At 67.5% G+C, this 14865-nt stretch carries 13 protein-coding genes; 4 read left to right on the forward strand and 9 right to left on the reverse strand.

The genetic code is table 11. The features are described from left to right. Nucleotides 1-296: 296 nt before the first annotated feature. Nucleotides 297-1151, forward strand: coding sequence for an amidohydrolase family protein (locus KF783_RS02625; RefSeq protein WP_294076357.1), 855 nt, complete (start codon nucleotides 297-299; stop codon nucleotides 1149-1151). Nucleotides 1152-1155: 4 nt separating this feature from the next. On the opposite strand, the gene KF783_RS02630 is transcribed toward KF783_RS02625, so the two are convergent. The 7 genes from KF783_RS02630 to KF783_RS02660 form a co-directional block, all read right to left on the reverse strand. After that, nucleotides 1156-1950 carry a sulfite exporter TauE/SafE family protein gene (locus KF783_RS02630; protein ID WP_294076358.1) on the reverse strand — a complete coding sequence of 265 codons (795 nt, stop codon included), beginning with the start codon at nucleotides 1948-1950 and terminating at the stop codon, nucleotides 1156-1158. Between the two features lie 5 nt (nucleotides 1951-1955). Further along, nucleotides 1956-2816 carry an MBL fold metallo-hydrolase gene (locus KF783_RS02635; protein WP_294076947.1) on the reverse strand — a complete coding sequence of 287 codons (861 nt, stop codon included), beginning with the start codon at nucleotides 2814-2816 and terminating at the stop codon, nucleotides 1956-1958. 168 nt (nucleotides 2817-2984) lie between these two features. Next, nucleotides 2985-3428, reverse strand: coding sequence for a thioredoxin TrxC (gene trxC / locus KF783_RS02640; RefSeq protein ID WP_294076359.1), 444 nt, complete (start codon nucleotides 3426-3428; stop codon nucleotides 2985-2987). Beyond that, entirely contained in the window at nucleotides 3425-3739 is a 315-nt protein-coding gene (locus KF783_RS02645) for a metalloregulator ArsR/SmtB family transcription factor (protein WP_294076360.1), read from the reverse strand. The genes trxC and KF783_RS02645 overlap by 4 nt, the downstream gene beginning before the upstream one ends. Continuing rightward, on the reverse strand, nucleotides 3736-6957 hold the full coding sequence (locus KF783_RS02650) for an efflux RND transporter permease subunit (protein WP_294076361.1): 3222 nt from the start codon (nucleotides 6955-6957) through the stop codon (nucleotides 3736-3738). The genes KF783_RS02645 and KF783_RS02650 overlap by 4 nt, the downstream gene beginning before the upstream one ends. Next, nucleotides 6954-7982: an efflux RND transporter periplasmic adaptor subunit gene (locus KF783_RS02655; protein ID WP_294076362.1), complete on the reverse strand. Its 1029-nt coding sequence runs from the start codon at nucleotides 7980-7982 to the stop codon at nucleotides 6954-6956. Before KF783_RS02655 ends, KF783_RS02650 begins: the two co-directional genes overlap by 4 nt. Before the next feature lie 5 nt (nucleotides 7983-7987). Then, complete coding sequence (locus tag KF783_RS02660) at nucleotides 7988-8323, reverse strand: rhodanese-like domain-containing protein (RefSeq protein ID WP_294076363.1); 336 nt, start codon at nucleotides 8321-8323, stop codon at nucleotides 7988-7990. An 84-nt stretch (nucleotides 8324-8407) separates the two neighbouring features. Between KF783_RS02660 and KF783_RS02665 the strand changes: the two genes are divergently transcribed. After that, the gene (locus KF783_RS02665; RefSeq protein ID WP_294076364.1) at nucleotides 8408-9688 is read left to right on the forward strand and encodes an FAD/NAD(P)-binding oxidoreductase; all 1281 of its coding nucleotides are present in this window, start codon (nucleotides 8408-8410) and stop codon (nucleotides 9686-9688) included. Nucleotides 9689-9699: 11 nt separating this feature from the next. Continuing rightward, entirely contained in the window at nucleotides 9700-9903 is a 204-nt protein-coding gene (locus tag KF783_RS02670; protein ID WP_294076365.1) for a DUF2892 domain-containing protein, read from the forward strand. A 99-nt stretch (nucleotides 9904-10002) separates the two neighbouring features. Here the strand turns inward: KF783_RS02670 and KF783_RS02675 are convergent, their stop codons facing one another. Continuing rightward, nucleotides 10003-11601 (reverse strand): ATP-binding cassette domain-containing protein, encoded by a 1599-nt coding sequence (locus KF783_RS02675; RefSeq protein ID WP_294076366.1) that lies wholly within the window; start codon nucleotides 11599-11601, stop codon nucleotides 10003-10005. After that, nucleotides 11598-13133 carry an ATP-binding cassette domain-containing protein gene (locus KF783_RS02680; RefSeq protein ID WP_294076367.1) on the reverse strand — a complete coding sequence of 512 codons (1536 nt, stop codon included), beginning with the start codon at nucleotides 13131-13133 and terminating at the stop codon, nucleotides 11598-11600. Before KF783_RS02680 ends, KF783_RS02675 begins: the two co-directional genes overlap by 4 nt. Nucleotides 13134-13261: 128 nt before the next feature. On the opposite strand from KF783_RS02680, the gene KF783_RS02685 reads away from it, so the two are divergent. Continuing rightward, nucleotides 13262-14845, forward strand: a complete 1584-nt coding sequence (locus KF783_RS02685; protein ID WP_294076368.1) for a cytochrome ubiquinol oxidase subunit I — start codon at nucleotides 13262-13264, stop codon at nucleotides 14843-14845. Nucleotides 14846-14865 lie beyond the last annotated feature (20 nt).

Here is a 14865-nt window from a genome sequence, read left to right on the forward strand (position 1 = left end):
GCACCTCGCCGGGCTCAAGCTCAAGGTCGACATCGGTCAGCGCCTTGATCGCTCCAAAACTCTTGGAGATCTTGCGCAGGGACAGTACCGGCACTTGGACGCGTTTCCCTCAGGTAGCGATCTTATGATCTTGGATCGTCATTGGCTGCGATCTTACGGTCACGATAGAATGATCGTTCCGTCTTGTCCAGATAACGAACTGCCTATTCCGTCGCCTTTCGACGGAGGTTGACCGCTGGCAAGGCAGCCGCGGCATCGCATATGCTGCCGCCGCGCCAAGCATTCGGGAGGAAGCCTTGCCTGATTTTCCGATCATCGACGCCCATGTCCATCTCTACGATCCGTCCAATCTGCCCTATGCGTGGCTCTCGGCCGTGCCGGCGATCAACAAGCCTCACCTGCCGGCCGACTTCGATCGGCTGACGGCGCCGGTCAAGGTCGACGGTATCGTCTTCGTCGAGGTCGACGTCGACGATCCCCGCCACCTCGATGAAGCACAGTGGGTGGAGAAGACGGCGGACGCGGATTCGCGCGTCCGCGGCATTGTGGCGGGTATGCCGCTCGAGCAGGGCGTCGCGATCGAAAGCGACATTGCCGAGTATGCGAAGCTGCCGCGCGCCCGCGGCGTCCGCCGGCTGATCCAGAAGCACGCGGGCGAGCCTGGCTGGTGTCTCCGACCGGATTTCGTCGCGGCGGTGAAACTCCTGCCGAAGTACGGCCTGAGCTTCGACATCTGCATCTTCCACTCGCAGGTGGCCGACACCGTCAAGCTCGTGCGCCAGTGTCCCGACGTGAGCTTCATCCTCGACCACATCGGCAAGCCCGGCATCAAGGATGGCCTGACCCAGCCGTGGCGGAGCGAGATGCGGGAACTGGCCGAACTGCCGAACGTGATCTGCAAGATCTCCGGCGTGGTCACCGAGGCGGACCACAAGGCCTGGACCTACGATCAGGTGGCCCCGTACGTCGCCCATTCGATCGAGACATTCGGCTTCGATCGCGTCGCTTTTGGGGGCGACTGGCCGGTGTCCGAACTCGCCACCCGCTATGCTGATTGGGTTGCTGTCGTCGACCGGGTGGTTTCGGGGGCGAACGAAGAAGACAAGCGCAAGCTCTACCGCGACAACGCCATCCGCTTCTATCGACTGTGAGCGGTCAGAAGAACGCGCCCAGGCCGCGCCAGACGACATAGGCGCCCACGGCGACGACGATGGCGGCGAAGGCATAGGAGAGCGCCGGCCGTTTCGATGCGAGGTGCCGGGAGACGCGCGCGCCTGCGAGCCCGCCGGCGAGGCCGCCGAGCAGCAGGAAGGCCGCCACCTGCCAGTCGACCAGGCCGGAAAGCGCGTAGTTGCCGGCGGTGGTAAGCCCGAAGGCGGTGACCGAGAGGAGGGAGGAGCCGACCGCGTTAAGGAGCGGCATTCCGGTCGAATAGACGAGCCCAGGGACGATCAGGAAGCCGCCGCCGATGCCGAAAAACCCCGCCATGAATCCGACGGCGAGGGCGGTTGGCGCGATTCTGGAGAGGAGTCGCGGGGCCGACTGCCAGTCGAGATGTACTCCGGGATTGCCGACCTCGGCAGGTTTCCGCGCGATCGAAAGGCCGATCGCGATCATCGCGACGCCGAACAGGGCGAGGAGCTTGTCGCCGTCGACGAGCTTGCCGACGGTCGAACCGGCCGCCGCGCCGAGAATCCCGAACAGGGCAAAGGCGATGGCGCAGCCGGCCTTCACCGCGCCCCACCGCCAGTGGGTGACCAGCCCGAAGAGCGCGTTCACCGCCACCGCCAGCGCGCTGGTGCCGATCGCGACATGAGCATCGCGGATGCCGACGACATAGACCAGCAGCGGAACCGCCAGGACGGATCCGCCGCCGCCGATCAGCCCGAGCGAAAAGCCGACCAGCGCGCCCGACAGCACGCCCAGCGAGAGATGCAGCGCGTCGATCATCGCGTTCAGACCGCGTCGAGCGGGATTTTGAGGTATCGTACGCCATTGGCTTCGGGATCGGGAAGCTGGCCGGCGCGCATGTTCACCTGAACCGACGGCAGAATCAGCGTCGGCATCCCCAGCGTCGCGTCGCGCGCCCTGCGCATCGCGACGAACACCTCCTCCGCGACGCCGTCATGCACATGGATGTTGGCGTCGCGCTGGGCGCCGATCGTCGTCTCCCACCGGAATTCGTTCCGATCCGGCGCCTTGTAGTCGTGGCACAGGAACAGCCGCGCATCGCGGGGGAGCGCCAGCAGGCGGCGGATCGAGCGGTAGAGCTGATGCGCATCGCCGCCCGGAAAGTCCGCGCGCGCGGTGCCGTAATCCGGCATGAAAATCGTGTCGCCCGCGAACACCGCGTCGCCGATCACATAGGCAAGATCGGCGGGCGTGTGACCGGGAACGTGCAGCACGACGACATCGATCCCGCCCAGCGTAAAGCCATCGCCATCGTCGAACAGCCGGTCGAACTGCGACCCGTCATGCGGGAATTGCGGTCCCGCGTTGAACAGCGCGCCGAACACGTCCTGAACGCGGCGAATCTCGCGACCGATCGCGATCTTTCCGCCCAGCTTCCGCTGAAGATAGGGCGCCGCCGACAGGTGATCGGCATGCGCATGGGTTTCGAGCAGCCATTCGACGCGAAGCCCCTCCATTTCGACATGCGCGATGATCGCATCGGCCGAGCCGTGCGAGATCCGCCCGGCAGCCGGATCATAGTCCAGCACCGGATCGATGATCGCCGCCGCGCCGGTCGCAGGATCGTGGACGACATGGCTGGCGGTAAAGGTCACCGGATCGAAAAAAGTGGCGACGACCGGCATCGGGGCGTCGCCGGCATGCGTGCGTTCGATCAGCGCCGCTGCCCGCGCCATCGCGCTGTCGAAATCCTGTCCGGCGTTTTCCATTGCTATATCCGTATATATTGGTTTCATCATATATAGGAGGCGCAATGGCCGCGTCAAGCGATCCGCCATCCCGGCATGCCGATGTCAGCGACCGCTCAGCGCCTGGTCCACAAATGCCCGGATCGCGCCCGGACTTGTCAGGGCGCCGGCCTGGCGCGCGATCTCACGCCCGCCGGAAAACAGGATCAGCGTCGGGATCGAGCGAATGGCATAGCGCGCGGCCAGCGCCGGCTGCGCCTCGGTATCGACCTTCACCAGCCTGACGCGCGGATCGAGTTCGCGCGCCGCCGCGTCAAAGGCGGGCGCCATCATCCGGCAGGGCTGGCACCACCCCGCCCAGAAATCGGCCAGCACCGGTGCGCTGCCCTTGCCGATCAACCGGTCGAACATCGCAAGGTCGGGCGAAAGCGGGCGCCCGGTCACCAGCGGCGCGTGGCATTTGCCGCAATTGGGCGCCGCGTCGATCCGCGCCGCCGGCACCCGGTTCAGCGCGCCGCACGACGCGCAGACCAGGATCGGATCGTTCATGCCGCGCCCGGCCCGCATGCGGCGCACAAGGCGCCGATGATCGCGGTCACCTGGGCGTCGGTGATGCGATAGAGCCGGCTCTGCGCCTCGGCCCGCGCCTCCACCGCGCCGGCATCGCGCAGCATCGCCAGATGCTGGGACACCGAACTTTGCGGCAGTCGGGTCAGATCGACCAGTTCGCCGACCGACACCTCCCCCTCGCTCATCCGGCACAACATGATCAGCCGGTCCGGATGCGCCAGGATACGCAGCCGCTGGGCCACGTCGCCGGCCTGTTTTTGCAGGATTTCAAGAGGGGCATGTGCGGTCATGACGTTGAGGTGGCGCTCCTTTCATCGTCGCGCAAGACCACATAGATCGCCGGAATGACGAGCAGAGTCAGCAGCGTCGAACTGGCCAGGCCGAACAGCAGCGATATCGCCAGCCCCTGAAAGATCGGGTCGGTCAGGATCACCGCCGCGCCGATCATCGCCGCCGCCGCGGTGAGCGCGATCGGCTTCACGCGAATCATGCCCGCCTCCAGCAACGTGTCGCGCAGGCTCTTGCCCGGCGCCCGCGCGTGACGGATGAAATCGACCAGCAGGATCGAATTGCGCACGATGATGCCGGCAAGCGCGATGAACCCGATCATCGATGTCGCGGTAAACGGCGCGCCGAACAGCATATGACCGATCACGATGCCGACCAGCGTCAGCGGGATCGGGGTCAGGATGACCAGCGGCACCTTGAAATTGCGGAACTGACCGACGACCAGCACATAGATGCCGAGCAAGGCGACCAGGAACGCCGCGCCCATGTCGCGGAACGTCACCCAGGTGATTTCCCATTCGCCGTCCCACAGCAGCGAGGGATGACTCTCGTCGCGCGGCTGGCCGTTGAGGCGTAGCTGCGGCTTTCGCAGCCCCGCTTTCGCCCAGTCGAACCGGTCGATCGCACGATCGACGGCGAGCATCCCGTAGATCGGCGCCTCATAGCGGCCGGCGAGTTCGGCGGTGACCATGGCGGCCGCGCGTCCGTCGCGGCGGAACAGCGTCTGGCCGGCCGGTTCGAAGCGCGCGGTCACCAGATCGCCCAGCCGGATCAGCTGGGGGCCGCCCGGCCCCTGTGTCACCGCCACCGGCGTCGCGGCGAGCGCGGCGGACCATTGCCGCTGCGACTGGCCAAGCCCCACCCGGATCGGCAGCGGATCGCGCTCGCCGCCGCGCGGGGCATAGCCGATCACCTGATCACCCATCAGGGTCGCGATCGAATCGAACAATTGCCGTTCGGAAAGGCCATAATGGTCCAGCTTCTGCCGGTCCGGAATCAGGCGCAGTTCGGGCCGGGGCTGGCCAAAGCTGTTATCGACATCGACGATGAACGGCACCGTACGGAACAGCGTTTCGACCTGTAGCGCGGTGGCGCGCCGCGTCGCCTCGTCCGGGCCATAGATTTCGGCGAGCAGGGTCGCCAGCACCGGGGGACCCGGCGGCGTTTCGACCACCTTGATCGATCCGCCGGCAGGCAGCGTCACCGCCTTCAACCGGTCGCGCAGATCGACCGCGATCGCATGGCTCGTGCGGCCGCGATCGCCCTTCGGCGCCAACGTCACCATCAGGTCGCCCATCTCCGGCTTGTCGCGCAGGAAATAATGGCGAACCAGGCCGTTGAAGTTGAACGGCGCCGACGTTCCGGCATAGGCCTCCATCGACGCGACTTCCGGAACCTGCCGCGCGATCGCGGCGGCCGATTCCAGCGTTCGCGCGGTCGCCTCCAGGCTGGTCCCCTCGGGAAGATCGACGACCAGCTGGACCTCCGACTTGTTGTCGAACGGCAGCAGCTTCACCGTCACCGCCTCGAAATAGAACATCGAACAGGCGACGATCGTCGCGATGCCGACGCCGCCTAGGAACCAGGCTGCGCTGCGACGCGTCGCGATCACCCGCGATGCGACCCGCGCATAGATGCGTCCCAGCGCTCCGCCGTGCGCACCCCCGGTTTCGCCATGCGCCAGGCTGGCGCGCGCGAAGCGGATCATCAACCACGGCGCGAGGATCACCGCGACGAAGAACGAAAACACCATCGCCGCGCTGGCATTGATCGGGATCGGGGCCATGTACGGCCCCATCAGTCCGGACACGAACAGCATCGGCAGCAGCGCCGCGACAACCGTCAGCGTCGCGACGATCGTCGGATTGCCGACCTCTGCCACCGCGTCCACCGCGGCGTCGATCCGTGTGCGATCGTCGTCCATCGCCCAGTGGCGGGCGATATTCTCGATCATCACGATCGCGTCGTCCACCAGGATGCCGATCGAAAAGATCAGCGCGAACAGGCTGACCCGGTTGATCGTGAATCCCATCAGCTTCGACGCGAACATGGTCAGCAGGATCGTGGTCGGGATGACGATCGCGGTCACTCCCGCCTCGCGCCAGCCGATGGCGAAGCCGATCAGCAGGACGATCGACACCGTCGCCAGGCCGAGGTGGAACAGCAGCTCATTGGCCTTCTCGTTCGCGGTCTCGCCATAGTTGCGGGTGATCGCGGCATCGACGCTGGAGGGGATCAGGCCGCCTTGCAGCGCCCGTACCCGCGCCACCACCTCGTCGGACACGGTCACCGCGTTGGCGCCCGCGCGCTTGGCGATGGCCAGACTCACCGCCGGCGCCATCGCCCATTGGCCCCGCGCATCCTTTGCCCAGCGCCATGCGCGTGCCTGATCCTCGGTCGGCGATTCGTCCACGGTCGCGACGTCGCGCAGATAGACCGGTGCGCCGCTGACGGATCGCACCGTCAGGTTCCCGACCTCCTGTGCGGTGCGCAGCGTCTGCCCCGCAACCACGCGCGCGGTCGCGCCGCCCTCGCGCACGATCCCTGCCGGGAAGCTGCGATTGGCCTGGCCCGCCGCCTCGATCACATTGCCCAGCGGCACCTTGTACAGCGCCATGCGCGCGGGATCGGGACGGATGCGGATCGCCTGTTGCCGCCCGCCGGCGATGAAGGTCAGTCCGACATCGTCGATCTTTGCGATTTCGGTGCGCAGCTTGCCGGCCAGTTCCAGCAGCGGCTGATCGGTCCAGCTTCCGGGCGCGCCGGGACGCGGGGTCAACGTGACGACGACGATCGGCACGTCGCTGATCCCGCGCACCGTCACCTGCGGCGGCGCGATGCCCACGGGGATGCGGTCGATATTGGCGTTGATCCTCTCGTCGATCCGGGTCGCGGCATCCTCTGGGTCGGACCCGACCAGGAACCGTGCGGTCACCATCACGCCATGGTCTTCGGCCTGGGTGTAGACATGCTCGACGCCATCGACCGACTTGACGATCGTCTCCAGCGGCTTGCCGACCAGTTCGACCGCATCCGCCGCGCCCAGCCCCGGTGTCGCGACGCGGATATCGACCATCGGCACCTTGATCTGCGGCTCTTCCTCGCGCGGGATGGTCACCGTCGCGATCAACCCGACCAGGATCGCCGCAAGCAGGAAGAGCGGGGTGAGCGGCGACTGGATCGACGCCCGTGTCAGCCGCCCGGAAATGCCGAGTTTCATCTGGCGGCATTCCCGATCAACGTGTCGCCCGCGCCGACGCCGGACAGGATCTCGACGCGGCGATCGTCGGATGCGGGTGCGGTCTGCACCGGCACGCGCGACACGGCCCCGTCACGCGCCAGGACGGCGACGGTCTCGATCCCAAAGCGGCGCTCGACAAAAGCTGCCGGCACGATCAGCGCCGGGCGGGTGCCGCTTTCGACCTGTGCCGGAACGCGCCGGCCGATCAGCGTGTTGTCGAGCCCCGGCATCGCGACATCGGCGACGATCTGTCCCGCCGTGATTGAGGGATAGAGCCGGATCACCCGCCCGGTCTGGCGGGTATCGCCGATGGTTGCGCGTACCGCGCTGCCGACATGAACCTTGCCCGCCAGCGATTCGGGAAGTTCGAGCCGCAGGATCGTCGCGCCGGCGGTGACGGTCACGATCGACATGCCGGGCGCGACCGGCGACCCGGCCGGAATGTCGGAACGCAGGATCCGCCCGCTGGTCGGTGCCAGCACCACGCCCTGTCCGGCGGTCGCTCCCACCGCCGCCTGCTGCGCCTGCGCGGCGCGGACCTGCGCCCGCGCGGTCTGGGCCGCGGCCTGCGCCTGATCGAGGCGCGCGCGGGCATAGACGCCCTTGTCGAACAGATACCGGACCCGCTTCAGCTCGGCATCGGCCTGTGCCGCCTGCGCCATCGCGGCGGCAGCCTGCGCCGCCGTGGCGCTCGATTGCGGGCCGAGCTGGCTGTCGATGATCTGCCCGATCGCCTGCCCCTTGCGAACCAGATCACCCTCGCGCACCGTCAGGGTGGTGAGGATACCCGGGATGCGCGCCAGCGCCTGCGCCTGATCGACCGTGGCGATTTCCGCGCTGACATCCTGCCATTGCTGCGCGTCAACCGTACGCAGCGTCATGCGTGGACCGGACGGCGGGGCCGCGCGGGCCGGCTCCTGAACGGCCTTTTCCCCGCACCCGGCGAGGACCAGCGCCAGCGCCAGCGCCAGCGCGGCGAACCGCATGTCCCCCCGCACCCGCATCTTCGTCAGCGCTCGACCGGAAGGCCGGCGGCCTTCCACGCGCCGAACCCGCCGGCCAGATGCGTATCGATCGCGGCCTGCGCCGTCGCGCATCGGTCGAGCGCCATCGCCGATCGCTTTCCGCCGGCACAATTGAGGATCCGCCGGCGCCCCCCTGCGTCGGGCAGCGCCGCAGGATCGAACCGCGACAGCGGCACATTGATTGCGCCGGGAATGTGTCCCGCAGCAAATTCATCGACCTCACGCACATCGATCACGGTCGCCGCGCCATCACGCAACATCGCGTCCAGTTCGTGCGGACCGATCTCCGCATGGGCGGGCTTCGAACCAAATCCGAACATCGATTATCTCGCCTCTTAATTTCGTTATTGCTAATATACGCAATGATGTATATTCGTCAATTATAAATTACGGGAGAGATTTCCATGTCCCAAACGCATGTCGTGGTGCTTGGAGCGGGTCTGGGCGGAACGATCGCCGCCTATGAGATTCGCGGCGCCCTGGGGAACAAGGCGCGCGTCACCGTCGTCAACAAGGGCGACGACTATTGGTTTGTCCCCTCGAATCCGTGGGTGGCGGTCGGCTGGCGGCAGCCGGAAGCGATCCGGGTGAACCTGCCGCCGGTCATGGAAAAGAACGGCATCGCCTTCACCGGCGTCGGCGCGAAAAAAGTGCATCCGGGCGAAAACCGGATCGAGCTGAACGACGGCACGATCCTCACCTACGACTATCTTGTCATCGCCACCGGCCCGCAGCTCGCCTTCGACGAGATCGAGGGATTCGGGCCGGACGCACATACGCTTTCAATCTGCGAGACCGCGCACGCCAAGCAGGCACATGCCAGGTTCGAGGAACTATGTGCCAATCCTCGCCCGATCGTGGTCGGCGCCGCGCAGGGCGCGTCCTGCTATGGCCCGGCCTATGAAATGGCGATGGTGCTCGACACCGAGCTGAAGCGACGCAAGCTGCGCGACCGGGTTCCGATGACCTTTGTCACCCCGGAACCCTATATCGGGCATCTGGGCCTTGATGGCGTCGGCGATACGAAGAGCCTGCTCGAAAGCGAGATGCGCGACCGTCACATCAAATGGATCACCAACGCGCGGGTGACGTCGGTCGATGAAGGGTCGATGCATGTCGAGGAAGTGAACGACGACGGATCGTTGAAACGGACCCACATGCTCGACTTCGGATGGGGCATGTTGATGCCTCCATTTCGCGGCGTCGAGGCGTTGATGGGCGTGGAGGGACTCGTCAATCCGCGCGGCTTCGTGCTTGTCGATGCGCATCAGCGCAATCCCACCTACCGCAACGTCTTTGCGCTTGGCGTGTGCATCGCGATCCCGCCCACGGGTCCGACCCCCGTCCCGGTCGGCGTTCCCAAGACCGGGTTCATGATCGAATCGATGGTCACCGCGATTGCGGGCAACCTGAAGGACCTGCACGAGGGCCGGGAGACAAGCCATCAGGCGACATGGAATGCGATCTGCCTCGCCGATTTCGGCGACGGCGGGGTCGCGTTCGTCGCACAGCCGCAGATTCCGCCCCGAAACACCAACTGGTCCTCACACGGCAAATGGGTTCATCTCGCCAAGATCGGGTTCGAGAAATACTTCCTTCGCAAGGTTCGCAGGGGTGAGAGCGAACCCTTTTACGAAAAGCTCGCGCTGCATGTGCTCGGCATCAAGAAACTGCGTTTCGACTGAAAGGACCCGTCATGAATCTCGATCGCGCCGTTCTGTCCTTTGCAGGGCTGATCGTCCTGCTCAGCGCAACCCTGGCGGTCACCGTCAATCAGTGGTGGATCGCGCTTACGCTGTTCGCCGGCCTGAACATGCTTCAGGCGAGCATTACCGGCTTCTGCCCGGCGGCAAAGATATTCAAGGCGCTTGGCGTGCGCCCGGGAACCGCGTTTCGCTGACGGGCGGCCCACGGCCTCCGGCGCGCGTTCACCCGCGGCGCCATGACGGACCTGGACCGTCGGCGTAACGGTCGCGGTGCGCCGGAGGCCCCGCCGGCTTCACGCCGACCCGACACCGCCGATCGCGATGCTGCGGCCGGCAAGGACGAGCGGGGCGCGACGATGCGAGACGAGCAGCAGACCGGTGCCGGTCGCATCCAGCCATGCGCGCAACCGGGCCACCAGCTGCGCCTCGGTCGCCGGGTCGAGTCCCTCGCTCGGCTCGTCGAGCAGCAGCCACGGTCGCCCCGCCAGCAGTGCGCGCGCGATCGCGAGCCGCTTGCGCTCCCCGCCCGACAACATGCCGCCCGCTTCGGCCAGCGGGGTGTCGATCCCCGCCTCCAGTGCCGCGACCCGGGTGTCGAGGCAGGCGACGTGCAGCGCCGCCGCCATCGCCGCGCCGTCAACTCCGGGGCGGGCCAGGCGCAGATTGTCGGCGATGGTTCCCGCGATCAGCATCGGCTCCTGCGGCGCGAGTGCGAATTGTGCGGTCAGCCGCACGGCGCCGATATCCGCCACCGCCTCGCCCCCCAGCCGCAGCGGGTGAACGGGCGTGCGCATCCCCGCCAGCGCCTCGACCAGCCGGGTCTTGCCGCTGCCCGACGCGCCGGTCAGCGCCACCCGCGCGCCCGGCTCAAGCGTGATCCCGCCGATCGCGATCGACAGCGGTTCCACCCGTGCAGGTGCGGGCCGCGCGCGCGCGTCGTCCAGCGCCGCAAGATCCATCAGGCGGATGAGACCCTGTTCGACGCTCGCCTGACGTACCGCAGTCCGGGCGAACGCGGCCATCGCCTCGATCGATGCGGTTGCCGCGAGCAGCGCCAGCGCCACGAACGCGGCGGGCGCGTCGCTCGTCGCCAACACCGCCGCAGTCGCGCATGCGCCGTAACATGCCAGCAGCGCGCTGACCTTTGCCTCGCCGATGAACAGCGCCGCGCGCGCGCGGTCCGCCTCACCGGCATGCAGTTCGATCGCGGCGATGGCACGATCGCCGATGCCATAGGCGATCACTTCCGGCCGCGCCGCCGCGAACTCCACGAAAGCGATGCGCAGATCGCCCAACGCCGCCGCCGCCTGCGCCGCCGGTCGGCGCGTCCAGCGTGCCGCCGCCGCGTGCAGGACCGGCGGCAAAGCCACCAGCATCAGCGCCAGCACGAGCGCAGGCAGCGGTCCCGCGACTGCCGCCAGCGCGACCGCAAAGGCGGCGGCGATCAGGCTCGCGGGGCGTGCGGGGCGGCGGATGATCAGGTCTTCCAGCGCCTCGATATCACCGATCAGCCGCGCGCTCGCGTCACCCCCCGACAGGTTCGGCGCACTGCGGCTATCCTGCGCCGCAAGCCGGGCGAACAGGCGCCCGCGCCAGTCGGCGATCGCGGTCAGCGCCGCCTGATGCCCGATCAGCCGCTCGCCATAGCGGGTCGCGGTACGCACGATCGCCAGCCCGCGGATCGCCGCGCTCGGGATCAGATAGTTGAACGCCATCACCGCCGCCGCGCCGCCGGCCCCCGCAATGGCCGCGCCGGTGAGGAACCAGCCCGACAGCGCCAGCAGCAGGATCGACGCGATCCCCGCCAGCGTTGCACACACCAGCGTCCAGCGCAGCAATCGGCGCGTATCCGGGCCAGTGGCGATGGCAAGCAGCGTGGCGAGGGGCGTCACAGCCGAACCTCCCGGTCGGCCACCGCAACCAGCGCGGGGTCGTGCGTCGCCGCGAGCACCGCCCGCTCTTTCGACAGGGCGACCAACAGCGCGACGATCGCGGCGGCACTCGCGGAATCCAGATCGGCGGTCGGCTCGTCGGCCAGGATCAGCGGCCGCGCAGACAGGATCGCCCGTGCGAGCCCCAGCCGCCGCCGCTCGCCGCCGGACAGGCCCGATCCGCGATGATCGAGCGGCAGGTCGAGGCCCACCCCCCGCGTGGCCAGCATGGCGGTAAGGCCGGTCTGCGCGATCGCCGCCAGGATCGCCGCATCCGCGACCGGGGCGCCCAGCGTCAGATTGTCGCGCAACGATCCCGGCAGGATCAGCGGTCGCTGCGCGGCCCAGGCGATTTCGTCCGGGGCGATCACACCGACCTCGCCCCCTGTCAGGTGCAGCTGGCCCGCGATCGCCGCCAACAGGCTCGTCTTGCCGCTTCCCGTCGGCCCGGTCAGCGCGATCAGCCCGGTACGGCCCAGCGTCAGATCGACCGGGCCGATCGACACGCCTGGCCAGTCGATCCGCGCCGCCCGCACGGCCACCCCGTCAAACGCCCCGGCCGTCGCCACCGGTGGCAGCGGGGCCGGCAACCCGGCCAGCGCCGTCTGCGCCGCCTCACCCAACTGTTTTTCGTGATAAGCGGCGGCGAGGCGCCGCATCGGCAGATAGAATTCGGGCGCCATCGCCAGCGCAAAGAACGCCTCGCCCAGGGTCAGTCGCTCCGGGTCGGGAAAGGGGAGCAGGCCAAGCAGGCTGAACCCGCAATAGACCGCGACCAGCGCCACCGACAGCGCGGCGAAGAATTCGAGCACCGCGCTGGACAGAAACGCCGCGCGCAACACCACCATGGTCCGGTCGGCCAGATCGTGCGCCGCCGCCGACACTTGCCGCCCGATCCGCTCTTCCGCCCCGAAATGGCGAATGATCGGGAGCGCCCGGATGCGATCTACGAACAGGGCGGACAGCTGCGCCATCGCCGCCAGCTGCCGTTCCGACGCGCGCCGGGCGAGCGTGCCGGCCAGGATCATACCGATCACGAACGGCACCAGCGTCAGCAGCAGGATGCCCGCCGCCACCAGACTGGCGCAGGCGACGATCGCGGCGACCAGCAGCGGCGCGATGGCCGCCGCCGTCCGGATCGGCGCGAACCGCGCACGATAGGCCTCGATCGCCTGGCTGTGATCGAGCGCCAGCGTCGCGGCCGCGCCGATCGCGAGCGGCTGGGCGAGCGGTTCGGCGATCAGCCGCCGGGTCGCCGCCCGCCGCGCGGCACCGGCAACGCGCTGGGCAAAGGGGATCGCGGCGGCATGGACCGCGACGATCGCCGCCGCCCGAACCATGCCGCCGGCGATCATCGCCGCGATCGCGCGCGCCGGCCAGCCCTGTCCGCCGGCAAGGGCCGCGATTGCATCGGCCAGCCCGAACGCGAACAGCGCCGCGCCGGCCAGGTCGATGAGCCAGAACAGGCCGGCGATGGATCGTCGTTCCTTCATGCGTCCCGATCGGCTATGCAGGGTGTTCGCGCAATGAGCAGTAAGGGAAATCCCGAATAGGCGCTCGCGGCACCCCTGCCTAGGTCGCCTATCGGACCCATCAATTCGCGAAAGCGGGGGAATTAGCTATGGATATGGCCGTCGTCGAGCTGTCGAGACTGCAATTCGCACTGACAGCCTTGTACCATTTTCTGTTCGTGCCGCTCACGCTCGGCCTGTCGTTCATGCTCGTCATCATGGAGACGGTGTATGTGATGACCGACCGGCCGATATGGCGCGACATCACCCGCTTCTGGGGAAAATTGTTCGGCATCAACTTCGTGCTGGGCGTCGCGACCGGGCTGACCATGGAATTCCAGTTCGGCACCAACTGGTCCTATTATTCGCATTATGTCGGCGACATTTTCGGCGCGCCGCTCGCGATCGAGGGGCTCATGGCCTTCTTCCTCGAGGCGACGTTCGTCGGGCTGATGTTCTTCGGCTGGGACCGGATGAGCAAGCGCATGCACCTGCTCACCACCTTCATGGTGGCGCTCGGCACCAACTTGTCGGCGGTGTGGATCCTGGTCGCCAATGGCTGGATGCAGCATCCCGCCGGTGCGGTCTTCAATCCCGAAACGATGCGGATGGAGGTCGTCGATTTCATGGCGGTGATCTTCAACCCGGTCGCCCAGGCGAAGTTCGTTCACACCGTGAGCGCAGGCTATGTCATCGCCAGCACCTTCGTGCTGGGCGTGTCCGCCTGGTATCTGCTGAAGGGCCGGCATCTCGACATCGCCAAGCGCAGCTTCGCGGTCGCCGCCGCCTTCGGCATGGCCTCTGCCCTGTCGGTCGTCGTGCTGGGCGACGAGAGCGGCTATGCGCTGACCGACAACCAGAAGATGAAGCTCGCCGCGATTGAGGCCGAATGGCATACCGAACCCGCGCCGGCCGGCATCGGCGTGTTCGGCCTGCCATCGAACACCGGCCGCGAAACGCTGTATGAGGTCAAGGTCCCCTATGTGCTGGGCCTCATCTCGACGCGCAGCCTGAGCGGACAGGTCGAAGGGATCTTCCCGCTGGTCGCCAAGGCAAAGCTGCGCATCCAGAACGGCCTGATCGCCTATGACGCCGTCGAACGGCTCAAGGCGAACCGCACCGACCCGTCCGCACGGGAAGCGTGGGAGCGGAACAAGGACGATCTGGGCTATGCGCTGCTGCTGAAACGCTGGGTCGCCGATCCGCGCAGCGCCGACGCCGCGACGATCGATCGCGCGGCATGGTCCACCGTGCCGAACGTCCCGGCGCTGTTCTGGCTGTTCCGCGGCATGGCGGGTATTGGCTTCGCGCTCATCGCCTTCTTCGGCGCGGCGCTCTATTTCGCCAATTCGCGCAAGTTCGACCGGCGCTGGTTCCTGCGGCTTGCCCTGTGGATGATGCCGCTGCCCTGGCTCGCCGCCGAACTGGGCTGGGCGGTCGCCGAGATCGGGCGCCAGCCCTGGGCGGTCGATGGCGTGCTGCCCACCTTCCTGGGCGCGTCGAGCCTCACGGTGCCGCAGATCTGGACGACGATCATCGGCTTCACGCTCCTCTATGGCGGCCTCGCCATCATTGAGGTGCGGCTGATGCTCGCGACGATCCGCAAGGGACCCGAACGCTATGTGCCGTGGCGGCCGGGGGCCGACGCCGCCGGCGACGCCCCCAATCCTCATCTCGCCGTTCCCGCCGAATAAGCGAACGCAAAGCGGAGAAG

The organism is Sphingomonas sp. (genome assembly GCF_019635455.1).
GTDB lineage: Bacteria > Pseudomonadota > Alphaproteobacteria > Sphingomonadales > Sphingomonadaceae > Sphingomonas.